General features: G+C 60.1%; 15 protein-coding genes and 2 tRNA genes. 5 read left to right on the top strand and 12 right to left on the bottom strand.

Going from position 1 to position 14,965, the window contains the following annotated elements; genetic code table 11:
- Positions 1-646 (bottom strand): PQQ-dependent sugar dehydrogenase (locus HYZ49_02860; GenBank protein MBI3241216.1); only part of this gene is annotated, 646 nt, incomplete at its 3' end.
- A gap of 66 nt (positions 647-712) precedes the next feature.
- On the opposite strand from HYZ49_02860, the gene HYZ49_02865 reads away from it, so the two are divergent.
- The gene (locus HYZ49_02865) at positions 713-1,081 is read left to right on the top strand and encodes a Rieske (2Fe-2S) protein (protein MBI3241217.1); all 369 of its coding nucleotides are present in this window, start codon (positions 713-715) and stop codon (positions 1,079-1,081) included.
- Between the two features lie 2 nt (positions 1,082-1,083).
- Positions 1,084-3,867, top strand: a complete 2,784-nt coding sequence (gene ppc / locus HYZ49_02870; protein ID MBI3241218.1) for a phosphoenolpyruvate carboxylase — start codon at positions 1,084-1,086, stop codon at positions 3,865-3,867.
- Positions 3,868-3,937: 70 nt separating this feature from the next.
- Here ppc and HYZ49_02875 read toward each other — a convergent pair whose 3' ends face one another.
- Entirely contained in the window at positions 3,938-4,324 is a 387-nt protein-coding gene (locus tag HYZ49_02875; protein MBI3241219.1) for a response regulator, read from the bottom strand.
- Between the two features lie 182 nt (positions 4,325-4,506).
- On the opposite strand from HYZ49_02875, the gene HYZ49_02880 reads away from it, so the two are divergent.
- Genes HYZ49_02880 through HYZ49_02890 form a run of 3 tightly spaced genes read left to right on the top strand, consistent with a single transcriptional unit; the run spans position 4,507 to position 7,987 of the window.
- Positions 4,507-6,162 (top strand): FAD-dependent oxidoreductase, encoded by a 1,656-nt coding sequence (locus HYZ49_02880; protein ID MBI3241220.1) that lies wholly within the window; start codon positions 4,507-4,509, stop codon positions 6,160-6,162.
- The gene (locus HYZ49_02885) at positions 6,159-7,562 is read left to right on the top strand and encodes a cyclic nucleotide-binding domain-containing protein (GenBank protein ID MBI3241221.1); all 1,404 of its coding nucleotides are present in this window, start codon (positions 6,159-6,161) and stop codon (positions 7,560-7,562) included. Before HYZ49_02880 ends, HYZ49_02885 begins: the two co-directional genes overlap by 4 nt.
- Positions 7,559-7,987 carry a CoA-binding protein gene (locus HYZ49_02890; GenBank protein MBI3241222.1) on the top strand — a complete coding sequence of 143 codons (429 nt, stop codon included), beginning with the start codon at positions 7,559-7,561 and terminating at the stop codon, positions 7,985-7,987. The genes HYZ49_02885 and HYZ49_02890 overlap by 4 nt, the downstream gene beginning before the upstream one ends.
- A 9-nt stretch (positions 7,988-7,996) precedes the next feature.
- Here the strand turns inward: HYZ49_02890 and HYZ49_02895 are convergent, their stop codons facing one another.
- The 10 genes from HYZ49_02895 to HYZ49_02940 form a co-directional block, all read right to left on the bottom strand.
- On the bottom strand, positions 7,997-9,175 hold the full coding sequence (locus HYZ49_02895; GenBank protein MBI3241223.1) for an amidohydrolase: 1,179 nt from the start codon (positions 9,173-9,175) through the stop codon (positions 7,997-7,999).
- Positions 9,176-9,177: 2 nt separating this feature from the next.
- A complete protein-coding gene (locus HYZ49_02900; GenBank protein MBI3241224.1) occupies positions 9,178-9,687 on the bottom strand; it encodes a DinB family protein in 510 nt (169 codons plus the stop codon).
- 60 nt (positions 9,688-9,747) lie between these two features.
- Entirely contained in the window at positions 9,748-10,242 is a 495-nt protein-coding gene (locus HYZ49_02905) for a GNAT family N-acetyltransferase (protein MBI3241225.1), read from the bottom strand.
- The gene (locus HYZ49_02910; GenBank protein ID MBI3241226.1) at positions 10,239-11,264 is read right to left on the bottom strand and encodes a zinc-dependent alcohol dehydrogenase family protein; all 1,026 of its coding nucleotides are present in this window, start codon (positions 11,262-11,264) and stop codon (positions 10,239-10,241) included. Before HYZ49_02910 ends, HYZ49_02905 begins: the two co-directional genes overlap by 4 nt.
- Positions 11,265-11,322: 58 nt before the next feature.
- The gene (locus HYZ49_02915; GenBank protein ID MBI3241227.1) at positions 11,323-13,014 is read right to left on the bottom strand and encodes a LysM peptidoglycan-binding domain-containing protein; all 1,692 of its coding nucleotides are present in this window, start codon (positions 13,012-13,014) and stop codon (positions 11,323-11,325) included.
- A gap of 49 nt (positions 13,015-13,063) precedes the next feature.
- Positions 13,064-13,138 (bottom strand) — tRNA-Ile (locus tag HYZ49_02920).
- A gap of 8 nt (positions 13,139-13,146) precedes the next feature.
- Positions 13,147-13,218, bottom strand: a tRNA-Gly gene (locus HYZ49_02925).
- A 156-nt stretch (positions 13,219-13,374) separates the two neighbouring features.
- Positions 13,375-13,860, bottom strand: coding sequence for a hypothetical protein (locus HYZ49_02930; GenBank protein MBI3241228.1), 486 nt, complete (start codon positions 13,858-13,860; stop codon positions 13,375-13,377).
- A 10-nt stretch (positions 13,861-13,870) separates the two neighbouring features.
- The gene (locus HYZ49_02935; GenBank protein MBI3241229.1) at positions 13,871-14,167 is read right to left on the bottom strand and encodes a hypothetical protein; all 297 of its coding nucleotides are present in this window, start codon (positions 14,165-14,167) and stop codon (positions 13,871-13,873) included.
- Between the two features lie 251 nt (positions 14,168-14,418).
- Positions 14,419-14,965, bottom strand: a 547-nt coding sequence (locus HYZ49_02940; GenBank protein MBI3241230.1) for a hypothetical protein, incomplete at its 5' end; no start/stop codon positions are given.

Below are 14,965 nucleotides of genomic sequence, written 5' to 3' on the forward strand. Positions count from 1 at the left end.
ATGGATAAAGTCCAGTCACATCGAGCCGAAGAATTTTGCCCAGCAGTGTGCCCAGCTTTTGGCCGTTGCCTTGCGGGTCGCCGAACCAACCGCCGTCGCCCAAACCGATGTACAGAAATCCATCTGGCCCAAACGCCAGTTGGCCGCCGTTGTGATTGGGATAAGGTTGATCCACCTGCAGGATCATCAGGGCGCTTTCCGGGTCGGCGCGGTTCGGGTCGGCGGCAGAGACGGTGTAACGAGCAATGACGGTGTCACCGTCCAGGTCGGTGTAATTTATCCAGAAGTAGCCGGTCGTTTCATAATTCGGATCAAAGGCCAGGCCGAGCAAGCCCTGTTCCAGAAAGGTGCTGACCGAGCCAGTGAGATTAAGAAACGGATCCGGCAACACCGCGCCGTTCTGCCAGATCAGGATGCGGCCTGCCTGCTCGACGATGAAGAGGCGGCCCGACCCGTCGCCGGCGTGAGTGAGGTAAAGCGGTCCGCTGAGGCTGGTGATGACTTGATTCAAGGTGTAAGCCGCCGCCTCCGGGGTGGCGGGCACTGCGCCCGACGCCACGAAAGAAGATGGCGTTGCCACTGAAGTTCCGGGAGACGAGACACAGGCGGCGAGAAAAAGGGTGAAGAACAAAAAGCGGGGCTTCATAGCGGAGAGTATATCAACAAAGAGTCGGCTTGACGATGCGCGGCGAGCGGGATAGACTGCCAGCCTATGAACGACCCCCAACAAACGGACGCTGACGGCTTCTTCACCGTTGCCCCGTCAGAGGCGGCCAAACCGGGCCGCATCAAGCGAATCGAGGTTGCCAGTGAGCCGGTCATTCTCACTCGCCTCGAGGGCGAGTTGTGCGCATTTAGCGCCGTCTGTCCGCACTCGCTGGGCGACTTGAGCGGCGGCACGATTTACAAAGGCGAGATTGACTGCCCGGTGCATGGCTGGCGGTTCGACATTCGCAGTGGCGAGGCCGTGTGGCCTGAGAAGGAAGCCTACCGACTCACGCGCCACGACGTGAAAGAAGAAGGCGGGCTGATCAAAGTGAAACTGAAACGACGACCCGGCTTCCGCCCAAAACTTGACTGACGATGGACATCTCGGCCCTCATTCACCTGCTTGGCGAACTGCTTGGCGAAGTCATCCGAGGACAGGAGACGCAGGCGCTGTTTGAAATTGAAGAGCGCATTCGCAACCTGGGCAAGGAACGGCGGGCCGGAGACGACACCGCCGGCCCCCGCCTGGCCGACGAAGTGGCCCGCCTCTTGCCCGACGACGCGCGGGTGGTGGCCGCCGCTTTCACCCTCTACTTTGATCTTGTGAACCTGGCCGAGGAGGCCCGCCGGGTCAGCGCCCTGCGCGAGCGCGAGCGGGAGCGCCATCCAAAACCGGCCAACGAGTCAGTGGCCGAGGCTGTGGCCCAACTCAAAGCGCGCGGCCTGTCGCCGACGCAAATGGCGGACCTGATTCGCGGCCTTCGCATCGAACTCGTTCTCACCGCCCACCCCACCGAAGCCAAGCGCCGCACCATCCTTTCCAAAACCGAGCGCATGGCCAAGACTCTGCGCGCCCTCAACCAGAGCAACCCTCTGCCGCGCGAGCGCGACGAACTGCTGGACGTTTTGCGGGCCGAGATCACCGCCCTGTGGCTCACCGATCGCGCCCGCACCAACCGCCCCACCGTTGCCGACGAAGTGAAGACCGGCCTCTATTTTGTCGAAACGATCTTCTGGGACGCGCTTCCGCGCCTCTACTCAGAACTCGAAACGGCCCTGGCCGAACACTACCCCGGCCTTCACTGGAGCGAAGCGACAGGGACCCCGCCTCGCTGGCTCACCCTGGCCTCCTGGATCGGCGGCGACCGTGACGGTAACCCCAACGTCACCGCCGAAGTCACCGCCGAAACCCTGCGCCTGCATCGTGGCCTGGCCGTCGAGAGGCATCAAGCCAATTTGCGCGACCTGGCCCGCCGCCTGAGCTTCAGCCAACACCGCTTGCCGCCCTCCGCCGATCTGCAAAGCTGGCTCGAAGCACGCCGCCCGTTTCCCGCCCACGCCGCCGACCTTGAGCGGCAATACACCGCCGAACCTTATCGTCTCATTGCCTCCCTGCTCGCCGCCGATCTTGAAAACGAATCGCAGGATGACGTGAAAGCGCGGTTGTTGAGCAATAAGCCATCGTCGGATCGAATCAAGCCGGAAGACTTCGCCAAGCCGCTGGCCCTGGTGGCCGCCTCTGCTAAACAAGCCTTTCGCCCCTCCGACCTGATTCACGCCCTCCGGCATCAGTTCAACATTTTTGGCCTGCACGCCGCACGCCTCGACTTGCGCGAAGACTCATCGCGGCTGGCCTCAGCCCTCGGCGAAATTTTGCGCGCCCTCAAACTCGACCTGGCTTTTGAAGACGGCGACGACGCAACCCGAACCGCCGTCCTCACCCGGCTGTTGTCCCAACCCGCCCCGGCCCTGGCCGGGCAACCCGGCATCACTGCCGAGACCGCCGAAACGTGGAAGCTCTTTCAACTCATCGCCCGCGCCCAACAAGTCTACGGTTCCGACCCTTCGGCTTCGCTCAGGGCAAGCCTGCTTGGCCCTTTCATCATCTCGATGACGCGCGGCCCGGCGGACGTGTTGACGGTTCTCCTGCTGGCCCGCTGGGCCGGTTGCGCCGCCGGTCTGCCCATCGTCCCCCTCTTTGAGACCCTTGACGATCTCGAGGCCGCGCCCCGAATCCTGGCCGAGTTGTTCTCGCTCGAGGCTTATCGCGCTCATCTCGCAAAGCAAAGCGATGAACAAATGGTGATGATCGGCTACTCGGACAGCAACAAGGACGGCGGCTATTTGTCGGCAACCTGGGCTTTGTATCAGGCCCAGGAAGTCATCGCCCAAACCTGCCGCGAGTGGGGAGTCAAGTTCATGCTCTTTCACGGGCGAGGAGGCACGGTGGCGCGCGGCGGCGGCCCGGCCAACCGTGCCATCGCCGCCCAGCCGCCGGGCACGGTCAATGGCCGCTTCCGCCTCACCGAGCAGGGCGAGATCATCGCCAGCCGCTACGCCGACCCCGACATCGCTCACCGCCACCTGGAGCAAATTGTGAGCGCGGTGCTGTTGGCGAGTGTCAACGACGACAGACAACAGACGACAGACGACATCGCCGGTCGTCCATCGTCTGTCGTCCAAGACTGGCGCAACACTATGTCAGCCATGTCTGCTTCTGCCCATGCTGAATACCGCAATCTTGTCTACGAGACGCCCGGCTTCATGGATTACTGGCGCGCAGCCACGCCCATTGACGAGATCAGCCGCCTGCATCTTGGCTCGCGGCCCGCCGCCCGGCGCGGCGGCAACTTGCAGGTCACCAGCATCCGCGCCATCCCCTGGGTGTTCTCGTGGATGCAGAGCCGCTTCAACCTTCCCGGCTGGTATGGCCTCGGCACAGCTCTCACATCTTCCTCGGCAATCCCAAATCTAAAATCCGAAATTTACGAAGGCTGGCCCTTCTTCCAGGCCCTCATCAAAAACGCCGAGATGTCGCTCGTCAAAGCCGATCTTGGCATTGCGGCTCTGTACTCCGACCTTGTCCCTGACCGCGATCTGGCCGACCGCATCTTTGCCCGCATCCGCGCTGAATACGAGCGCACGCGCGAGGCCGTTCTGGCCATTACCGGCCAGCGCGAGTTGATGGAAGCCGAGACCGTGATCCAGCGTTCGGTCAATCGCCGCAACCCATATGTTGATCCGTTGAATTACATTCAGGTGGAGATGTTGCGCCGCCTGAGGCGCGCCCCGCCCGACAGCCCGGAAGCCGAGAGCCTGCGCGAAGTCATTGTCTTCACCATCAACGGCATTGCCGCCGGGTTGAAGAACACGGGGTAAGCAACCGGCGCAAAAAAGTAGAGCGAGTTGACAACTCGCTCTACATTATCAGGGTTGCAGGAGAAAAAGATTATCCGCCCTTGCGGAAAGCGCGAGACACCAGCGCCGATTTGATGTTCTGAAGCAATTCGGCGCGCGGCACAGGCTTGACCAGATACTTGAAGGCCCCGGCTTCCATGCCTTCGACCATGTCGGGAATGCCGCCTTTGGCCGAAAAGATAATGACGGCTGGCGGGTTGGTGTATTGTTGCTTGAGCGTCTTCAACACTTCAATGCCGGGCGTGCCAGGCATCATCATATCTAGAATAATCAGATCGGGCTTGAACTCAGGGATCATCTGGAGCGCCGTTTGGCCGTCGCGGGCCGTCGCCACTTCGTAGCCCTCAAGTTTGATGGTCATCTCCAGCATCTTGAGCGTGCCCGGTTCGTCATCCACCACCAGGATTTTTTGTGCCATGTGTGTCTTCTTTCAGGGTAAAGGCTGTGCCAATTATAGTCCATTGCGCCTACGCTTTGAACATTCACGTCACGCATGTTTAAGTTCAATTTTCGCAACCGAGTTGCAATCAATTTCGCATAACTACTCCCCAGACAGTGAGCAGTTACACTATATCAGTACAACAATAAACGGCGAGGCGTATGACAAAACCTGTTATCCTGATCGTTGACGATGACCCGATGGTGCTAAACGCCGTCGAGCGCGACCTGCGCTTGAAATACGGCCCGGCCTATCGCCTGCTGAAGGCGGCTTCCGGCAGTGCGGCGCTGGATGTCCTGCGAGAATTGCAGAAGCGCAATGAAACGGCGGCCCTGCTCCTGGCCGACCAGCGCATGCCGCAGATGACGGGCGTGCAGTTCCTCGAACAGGCCCGCGCCCTCTTCCCCGAAGCCAGGCGCGTTCTGCTCACCGCCTACGCCGACACTGAAGCGGCCATCTATGCCATCAACCGCGTTGAACTGGATCACTACTTGATGAAGCCCTGGGATCCGCCCGAAGAGCGCCTCTACCCTGTTCTCGACGAACTGCTCGATGACTGGAAAGGGCGCTTCGGCCAGTCATTCGACGGCATCCGCGTCGCCGGGACGCTGTGGTCGCTTTCCACTCACCAGATCAAAGACTTTCTTGTCCGACACCAATTGCCTTATCAATACCTGGATGTTGAAACCGATCCGAAAGCCAAAGCCCTTGTCGAAGAACACGGCCAGGGGCAATTCAAAATCCCTACCGTATTCTTCCCCGACGGGTCGGCTCTGGTCGAGCCGACGCTTCAACAAGTGGCCGAAAAGGCCGGCCTGCCAACCGAAGCGACGATGCGGTTTTATGATCTCGTCATCGTCGGCGCCGGCCCGGCAGGCCTTTCGGCGGCAGTGTACGCCAGTTCCGAGGGCGTAGATTGTTTGTTGATCGAAAAGCACGCGCCGGGCGGACAGGCCGGAAGCAGCCCGAAGATCGAAAACTACCTCGGCTTCCCGATGGGAATCTCTGGTAGCGACCTCACCCGGCGGGCGGTGATTCAGGCTCGCCGCCTCGGAGCCGAGATTCTTACGGCTCAGGAAGTCGCCGCCGTCCGCTTGTTTGACCGCTACAAGATTGTCATCTTCCCCGATGGAACCGAAGTAGCCTGCCACGCGCTTTTGCTGGCTACGGGCGCGTCATTCAATACATTGAGGATGCCGGGCGCGGCGCAGTTGAGCGGCGCGGGCATTTATTACGGCGCGGCCCACACCGAAGCCTATTACTACAAGAACCAGCCGGTCTTTGTCGTCGGCGGCGCAAACTCCGCCGCGCAGGGCGCGCTGTTCCTGAGCCGCTACGCCAGCAAGGTGACGATGCTGATCCGCGGCCCGGAAACTATTGCCGCTCAACATTTGGTCAACGCCCTGCGCGCCGACCCGAAGATCGAGATTCGACTGAACACCGATCTGGTTGAGGCTCACGGCCAGGAGAAACTCGAAGCGGTGACAATCCAGAATTCGGCAACCGACGAAGCGCAAACCCTGCCGGCGGCGGCGCTGTTCGTGTTCATCGGCGTCAAGCCGCAGAGCACGCTCGTGGCTGAACTGGCGCTATGCGATTCAAAGGGCTACGTGCTCACCGGGCCGGATGCGATGGCGGAAGGCAAACGTCCCCCAGGCTGGCCGCTTGACCGTGATCCGTTCATGTTCGAGACGAGCGTGCCGGGTCTGTTCGCCGCGGGCGATGTCCGGTTTGGGACGATCCACCGAGTGGTCAACGCTACCGCCGAGGGCGGCGCGGCGGTGGCTATGATCCGGCAGTATCTCAAAACGCTGTGAGCCTCGATTTTGTCCGTCGCCTTCCTCTTTTTGCCGATCTGCCCGAGGCTGACCTCCGCGAGTTGTATCAACGCGCCGAGCCAATGGCGCTTGCGGCTGGCGAATGGCTCATGCGCGAAGGCGAGAGCGGCGATGCGCTGTTTGTGATCTTGGAGGGCGGGATTGAAATTACCAAACGATCCGGCGGGCAAGAGGTGGCGCTGGCCCTGCGCGAGCCGGGTGAGGTGATCGGCGAAATGGCCCTGCTTGAACACGCGCCGCGATCCGCATCGGGACGGGCGGCGCAAGACACTCGCCTGCTGAAAATTGATAGTAACGCTTTCAGGCAAGTGCTGATGACCAGCCCCACTGCCGCCCTCGCGCTCTTGCGCACAGCCAATATGCGTCTGCGAAGCACCGAGGCTCTATTACGGCAGAGCGAAAAAATGGCCTCCCTGGGCACGCTCGCCGCCGGGCTGGCCCACGAGTTGAACAACCCCGCCGCCGCCGTGCAGAGCAGTTCCAGGCAACTGCGTCAGGCGCTCGCCGAGTGGCAAAACCTGGCCGGCCAACTTGACGGGCCGGCCTTTGACGTCGGGCAACGCAAAACTGTTCAGGACTTGCAAACCGAAATCGCCCGCCGCATAGCCGAGCCGGCCAAACTCGATCCCCTCACTCGCAGTGATCTCGAAAGCGAACTACAGGATTGGCTGGAAACTAAAGGCGTGGATCGGGCGTGGGAGTTGGCTCCGACCCTGATCACTTTTGGTTTTGATGTGCCGACGTTGAAAGGGTTGACCGGGAACCTGTCGCCCGGCCATTTTTTAGCCATCGTAACCCGGTGGTTGGCGGCAAGTTGCTTGCTCTATGCGTTGTTGGACGAAGTGAGGCTGGGCGCCGAGCGCATCGCCGAGATCGTCAAAACGGTGAAGGCTTATGCCTATCTCGATCAGGCCCCGATCCAACTTGTGGACGTGCCCGAAGGCCTGGAAAACACGCTCATCATTCTGCGGCATAAGCTGAAAGCCGGCGTCAGCGTGGTTCGCGACTACGCGCCCGACCTGCCGCGCGTTGAGGCTTACGCGAGTGAACTCAACCAGACCTGGACGAATCTCATTGACAACGCCGTGGATGCCATGCAAGGCCGGGGCCGGCTCACTCTGCGGACGTATCGCCACGAGCATAACGTTGTCGTCGAAATCGCCGACGACGGGCCGGGCATCCCGGCTGAGATTCAGTCTCGTATTTTCGATCCTTTCTTCACAACCAAGCCGCCCGGCTCTGGCACTGGGCTGGGACTGCACATCGTATACAATAGCGTGGTGCATCGGCATCACGGCCAGATCCATCTCACCTCTCAGCCGGGCGCGACGACCTTTCAGATCGTCCTCCCCATTCAACTTTCACGAGGCCAGCCATGAACGACATCCAGTTGAAGGAACTCTACAAGTCCGTTAAAACGATTGCCAGTGTAGGCCTTTCCGCCAACCCGGAGAAGCCGAGTTTTGGCATTACCCTTTACCTCAAAGATCGGGGCTATCGCATCATTCCGGTCAACCCTACTGCCAAAGAGATTCACGGCGAGACGGTTTACCCCGACCTGCTCTCGATCTCGGATAAGGTGGATGTGGTGCAACTGTTTCGCCGGTCAGAGGAAGTGGCGCCCTTTGTCGAGCAGGCGATTCAGATCGGGGCCAGAGTGGTGTGGATGCAGGAAGGGGTTTCAAACCCAGAGGCGGCTAAGAAGGCGGAGGCGGCTGGGCTGCAGGTGGTGATGGATCGGTGCATGAGGGCCGAGCATATGCGATTATTCGGAGCGCGGCTCTTCGGCCTGGTCGAGCGCTGAACCGACTCGCTATTTCAACACATACGCCGCCGCCGCCCGCGCCATGAGGGCCGCGCTTTGAACCAGCACGCGCTCGTCGAAGTCAAAGCGGGGATGGTGATGAGGAAAGTCCAGCCCTTTAGCAGAGTCGGCTGAACCGACGAAGAAGTAACAGCCGGGCACGGTGTTCATCATAAAGGCCATGTCTTCCGATCCCATCGTGCGCTCGTCAGCCGACACCTGAGTCACGCCGGGCAGAGTCTTCGCCAGGTTGCGCACTTCGGCGCTCATCGCCGAGTCGTTGACGACGGCGGGCGTGGTGCTGGTCAACTCCACCGCCGGCTCACATTCCATCGCCCGGGCCACGCCTTCGGCCACCTCGCGCACCCGCCGCAGAACCAGGTCGCGCACGGCAGGGTTGAAGGTGCGAATCGTGCCCCGCAGAACCGCCGAGTCGGGAACGATGTTGAAAGCGTCGCCGGCGTTGACCATCGTCACCGAAATCACTGCGCTCTCCAGCGCGTTGACGTTGCGCGAGACAATGGTTTGCAGGGCGGTGATGATCTGGGCGGAGGCTGTGACCGGGTCTTTGGTTTGATACGGCGACGCGCCGTGGCCGCCCTTGCCTTGCAGGGTGATGGTGAAACGTTCCGAGGCCGCCATGCACGGGCCGTCGGTGGCGGCGGCCCAGCCGAACGGTTTGTCATTCCAGACGTGCAAAGCCAGCGAGCGTTCGGGGGCCGGGCTTTCCATCACACCATCCTGAACCATGGCCGCCGCCCCGCCCAGGCCTTCCTCAGCAGGTTGAAAGACAAACTTGAGCGTGCCCGCGATTTGTGAGCGAAGCGGGGTGAGCATCTTGGCGACGGCGAGGCCGATGGCCGTGTGGCCGTCGTGGCCGCAGGCGTGCATCACACCCGAAGTCTGCGAGATGTAGTCGGTCTTGTTGGCTTCGGTGATCGGCAGGGCGTCCATGTCGAAGCGGAGCAAAATCGTCGGGCCGGGTTTGTCACCTTCCAACAAACCGACCACGCCCGTGCGCCCCACCCCGGTCCGCACTTCCAAGCCAAGCTGATTCAATTCGTTGGCGACGATGCCCGCCGTGCGAACTTCCTGAAAGCCGAGTTCGGGGTGGCGGTGAAAATCTCGCCGCCGGGCAATCATTTCCGGTTCCAACGCTTTGGCGAGAGAAAGAAAATCAGTGGTCATTGCTACTTGCCTTCTTTCAGTTCCCGCAGATACCACAGCAAGTCATCTTCGGGGTGCGGCACGCCCATAATTGCCAACATGGCCGCCAACTCGCCGCGATGGTGCGTGCTATGGTTGGACAAGTGCAACATGAGGTGGCCGAGCGGGAAGGCGCGCGATTCGCCTTTGGTGTTGGTGTAAGTGATTTCCTGTTTGAGGATCTTCTCGTCGCACGAATCGATGAACAGATTAATTTCGGCGTCGAGCTTCTCCCAGGCCCGGCGCAAGTCACGGTAAGTAGGGAAGTCTGCCGCCTGCCGCAGAGCCTGGGGCGAGTTGCCCTGCCAGCGAGCCAGCCACACCGTTTCGGCGGCAAACATGTGAGTGAGCAGGCCGTGAACACTGCCCCACGAGTAGCCGAGGTCGCGATCCCACTGGTCAATTGTCAGCGCCTCGCAAGCCGTCAACATCTTGGCGTTGGCCCAGTGGTTGTAATCGTAAAGCATCTTGATAGCAGAAAGAGAATTCGTCATGAGAGCATCCTTGTCAATTAAGTTGGAAGAGAGGCATCCGGAATGAGGCTCTGGCGTTCGTCAACTATTTTGTCTGGTTGTATCGTCCTCAAAAGTGAGCCGCATTTCAGAGGTTGGGTTGAAACCCAGCGACTCGTAAAGTGGCCGTCCGGCGTCGCTGGCATGTAAGGTGATCGTCCGCAGGCCAAGGTCGCGGCAAGCCTCAACCATCGTTTGCGCAATGCGCCGCGCCAGGCCGAGCCGCCGGTATTCGGGCGCAGTGTAAACGCTGTGCAATAATGCGCCGCGCCCGGTTAAGTCTTTGGGGCGCGGCGGCCAATCATAAAACAATACCGCGCCGCTGGCGATGATCTTACCACCTTCTTCGACCACCCAGGCTCGAATGATTCCGCCGAGATGCTGGGCCAGGTAGCGCGAATAAGCTTCGGCCATTTCGCTTGTGTCGGCCTGCGCCCCGCGAAGCGCCGCCATCTCTTCAAACATCCAACGGCGATGATTCACTAAGGTTGCAATGTCGGCCAATGTGGCTTCGCGAATTGAAAGTTCGTTTGTCATCTGCTCATCACCAACACGGCCGCTCCGTTAATCTCCCCTCGCTTCAACTTCGCCAACGCCTCATTTGCCGATTCTAACGGGAAGGCCGTCACTTCTGTTCGCGCCGGAATCTGCGCGGCGAGTTGCATGAACTCAACGGCATCGTGGCGCGTGGCGTTGGTCACACTGCGTATTGTTCGCTCACCGTAGAGCAAATTGTAATCGAATTGCGGGATGGGACTCATATGAATTGCGTTGATGGCCAGCGTGCCGCCTTTGCGAAGATGGCCGAGCGCAAGCGGGACAAGGTTGCCTGCCGGGGCGAAGATGACGGCTCGATCCAACGGGTGCGGCGGACTCTGGTGGGCGGCCCCGACCCACCCCGCCCCCAACTCGCGGGCCAGCGCCTTGTGTTCCTCGCGGCGCGTGAAGACGGAAACGCGGCAATTCCAGCGCCGCGCGATCTGAATGGCAAGGTGGGCGCTGCCGCCAAAGCCGAAAAGCCCCAAATGCTCGCCGGGCTGAAGATCAGCTTTAATTAACGAGCGGTAGCCGATAATGCCGGCGCACAACAGCGGCGCGGCCTCAACGTCGGAAAAGGCTGGCGGGATGGGGACGAGGGCGCTTTCGTCGGCCAGCATGTAGTCGGCGTAGCCCCCATCCACGTCCCAGCCGGTGAACCGGGCGTTGTCGCACAAATTCTCCTCGCCACGTTGGCAGAACTCGCACACGCCGCACGTCGTGTGAAGCCAGGGGACACCGACCCGGTCGCCCACTCGAACGCCTGCCCTGAGCGAAGTCGAAGGGGCGGTGACACCTGAGCCGATTTGTTCGACGACGGCCACAACCTGGTGTCCAGGCGTGATCGGCGTCTTCTTTAGCGGCAAGTCGCCTTCGACAATATGCAGATCAGTATGACAAACACCGCAGGCGCGAACACGAAGGAGGACAGAGTTGGGTGCGAGTGCGGGAAGAAATTGCTCAACAAGGGCCAGCGGCGAACTAGCAATCGGGGTTGGCGAGGAGAGTTGCAGGGCGCGCATTTCAAACAACAAACGGGGCTGAGAGTCCTCAGCCCCGTTTGATTCAAAGCGCTTGCAATTACCCGCCGCCGGTGACAGCGCGTAGCGTGTCGCAGGCCGGGCAACTGCCGTCGGGCCGGATCATGGCATAACCGGCTTGCGGGTCCGAGCCAAACGTGTTCAGGTCCACGTTGAAGACGATCATGAACCGCACCTTGCCCTGATCACGCGAGAGGCGGGCGGCTTCGCCAAGATACTGAGCGTGTTCAGCAACAGTCAGGTTGTAGGGCGGCTTCCACATGAAGCCGGCAGGCAACGTTCCCCACTCCTGGCCGGAGAGGTAGCCCAACTCGGTGAAGCACAACTTCTTGCGGCCACCGGCGGCGTTGTAGTACGTGTCCACCATCGTTTGGTAATAGCGCGTGTAATGGTCGGAACTGCCGCGCGGGTCGCCGCTCGACTGAGTTGGCGGCATCAGGCCTTCGTTATAGTGAATGCCGAGGCAATCCATGTAATTGAGGCCGCCCGCCGCCACCAGGCCTTCGATGTAAGGCTTGTCATCACAGCCGCCACCGCCGCAACCGCCGAAGAAACCGGTGGGCGCCGGCGCGCCGGAGATCACCAGCGTGCCGCCGTTCTTGGACTTGATGGCGTTGTAAGCCTGCTGAAGCATGGGCACATAACTCGAGGGGCCAATCGAGCCGGACTTCCACTCGCGATCAATATTCATTTCGTTCCAGACTTCAATGGCATCCGCGCCCGCGCCCGCCAGGTCGCCCACAAACGTGGCGTAGCCGGCAAACTTGTCGGGCGTGGTGTCGCCCGGCTCACCCAGCACACTCAACAAAATCTTGAAGCCCCGGTTATGAGCATCCGAAATCAAGCCAAAGTGGGCGCTGGCCGAGTCGCCGGGATGCCAACGCACCTGGCGCTTCACCCATTTCATTCCAGAGAACTTCATTTTGTTGGCGGTATTGTCAGAAAAGCCAGCCACCTGCCCGCCCAACTCAAAACTGCCCGTTGTGCCTGCCGAAGTCGCCGCCGGTTGAGGCGTGGCGGTTGCCCCTGGAGCCGCAGTGGCCGGAACTTTGGTGGATGTGGGCGCGGGGCCAGAGCCGGGCGCGCCGGGAATCCTTAGCACTTGCCCGACGCGAATCGTCGCCGAAGTCAACCCATTGGCCGCCTGAATAGCGGCGACTGTCGTGCCAAAGCGCAAAGCGATCCGGAAAAGATTATCGCCCGGCTGAACTGTGTAGGTGCCGGGGTTGCTGGCTGTCGTGGGCGCCGGCGTCGCGCCGCCGCTGGGTGGCTTAGTTGCCGTTGGCACAGGGCCTGAAGAGGAGCCGCCAGGAATCTTTAGCACTTGCCCGACGCGAATCGTCGCCGAAGTCAACCCATTAGCCGCCTGAATAGCGGCAACCGTCGTGCCAAAGCGCAAAGCAATCCGATAGAGGTTGTCACCCGGTTGGACGGTGTAAGCGCCGGGATTGGTGTTGGGCGCGGTAGTTGCTCCGGGTTTGGCCGTCGGCGCGGGAGATGAGCCGCTCGCTCCGCTCGGGATAATCAACACCTGCCCGACTCGGATCGTCGTCGTGGTCAGCCCATTGGCCGCCGGGATGGCGGCCACGGTGGTGTTGAACTTGAGGGCAATTCGGAAAAGGTTGTCACCCGGCTGGACGGTGTAGGTGGTTCCTTGAGCCGCCGCCGGCTGAACCGGAAACACCGACAGCAACAGAGTCAGAATGACTAAGATCAACAGAGTTCGTTTCATGATGTTCTCTCACTTATGAATTGGGTTGGCAAACAGATATTGGGGGTTGTGGTGGGCCCGGCGGGAGTCGAACCCACAACGGACGCTTTATGAGAGCGGTGCTCTGCCATTGAGCTACGGGCCCGGAGCAGGAGCGGGTGATGGGATTCGAACCCACGCATAGTAGCTTGGAAGGCTACTGCCTTACCACTTGGCGACACCCGCGTTAGATTGCGCCGGAATACTATCATAAGCGGGCGAGGCGGGCAAGGCATAGCCCGAAGTGTGCAAAAAGCATGCCTGCTGGTTCTACGCAAAACCGGGACAGGCGCATGCCTGCGATTGACAATTATTGGGAGAAAGAGGGGAAGGAAAGAACAGCTAACGATTCAAAAGCTCTTCCCAACGGGCTTCAACAACCATCTGTGGCACCCGGAAGAGATCGGCCAATTCCTCCAACGACATTGAGTCCCACGAATCTGGAAGCAAGTCTTCCGACATCAATAGTCGGCGGGCGAAAATTGAAGCCTGGGCAGACAATTTGTCATTTGGCACATGCGGCAACCCGGCGGCCCGGCCACCCTGGCTGGTGCAGATGCCGGTGAAAAGCGCGCGCGCCATCGCATACCGGCGCTCGCGCTCGGAAATGCCCAAATTGACGAAAACCTTTCCCTTGCCGTCAGGCAGTCTGATCCAAAGCGCATCGCCGAAAGGCAGGCCCTCCACAAGGTTCAGGTCGCCAGCCAGATCGAGAGGTGGGGAACGCAAAATATCCCGAATTGGGACTGGGGGGGATTCGATACCATAGTATTCCAGCAGGGTAGCGACGATGGAGTCGCACAAAAACTCTAGTGAGGGTTGAGGCATTCCAAGCCGGTTACTCCAAACCAGGAAGCCCGGCAACTGGCAAATTGTACCTTTCAAAAGCCAGCGACGACAGTTCCGGCGTGTGGCTCATTGAAAAGGAAGAGCGGCGGTTGTTGATGATTTCTTCAACTGCTCCGGCAAACTCGGCCAGGGTCTCTGCCCGAAGCGACAGGAGGCTCACGAGTTCGTCCGGCTCCAAGTCGAAGCCGCCGACAAGTTCAGCCCGGCGTTCACCCAGAATCCCCTTTCGGAAATTATCACTGATGACAGCCTTACCCACTAATTTTTGTAGACCGCGAACAGACATAGCAACGCCTTTCCTTGCCCCGAAACCTTTGAAGCAAAGCCGGAAAAGAACTAGGTTTTGAGTTTAGCCAGGCAAACTAATGGAGTCGGTTATTTCCCGATGCCGCCGCTGCCGCCACTGGTTGGGTCTTCGATTTGTTTGTAGGTCATGGTCATTCTCCTCAATTTGAAAGTTGGCTAACTCTACCCCAAACCGTCTTAGTGAATCCCTTATTAAACGTATTGGGCAGGCTCAAATCAGCGCCTGCCCAATTACTCGATCAACCTTGAATAAAGCGCCCTTATTTCGGGCGGAGGGTCAAGCCCCATCTCGGCTCGCAAGATTTCCCGGTAATGTCGGTAGTAATCCACGATGGCATGGCGGCGGCCCATCCCGGCCAGGCACATTAACATCCGTTCGTGGAGATCATCAAGAAACGGCTCAATCGCCAAAGCTTTTGTCAAGACCTCTCGCGCTTCTGCGTAACGGGTCAAATTCATCAACTCATCGGCGTAGGCCCGGAGCACATTCACGTACAACTCGGCCAGTTCGCGGCGACGTTCCAGCGCCCAATCCACCGGCAGATCAGCCAGGTAATCGCCGGCGTAAAGTTTGGCGGCCGAGTTCAACATGCCTAAGCGGCGCAAGTCTCCGGCCAGTAACGCCAGGCCTTGTCGGGCCTCAATTTCAAAGCGGGCCACATCATGATCCAGAGCCAGATCAGCGGCGAGGCGGCATTGCTGATCCTCAAGATTAACAAAGGGGTGGCCGATAATGCGGCGCAGTCGGAAAAGCACCTGATAAAAGTTGTTAGCCGCC

It is taken from the genome of Chloroflexota bacterium (assembly GCA_016197225.1).
Classification (GTDB): domain Bacteria; phylum Chloroflexota; class Anaerolineae; order Anaerolineales; family VGOW01; genus VGOW01.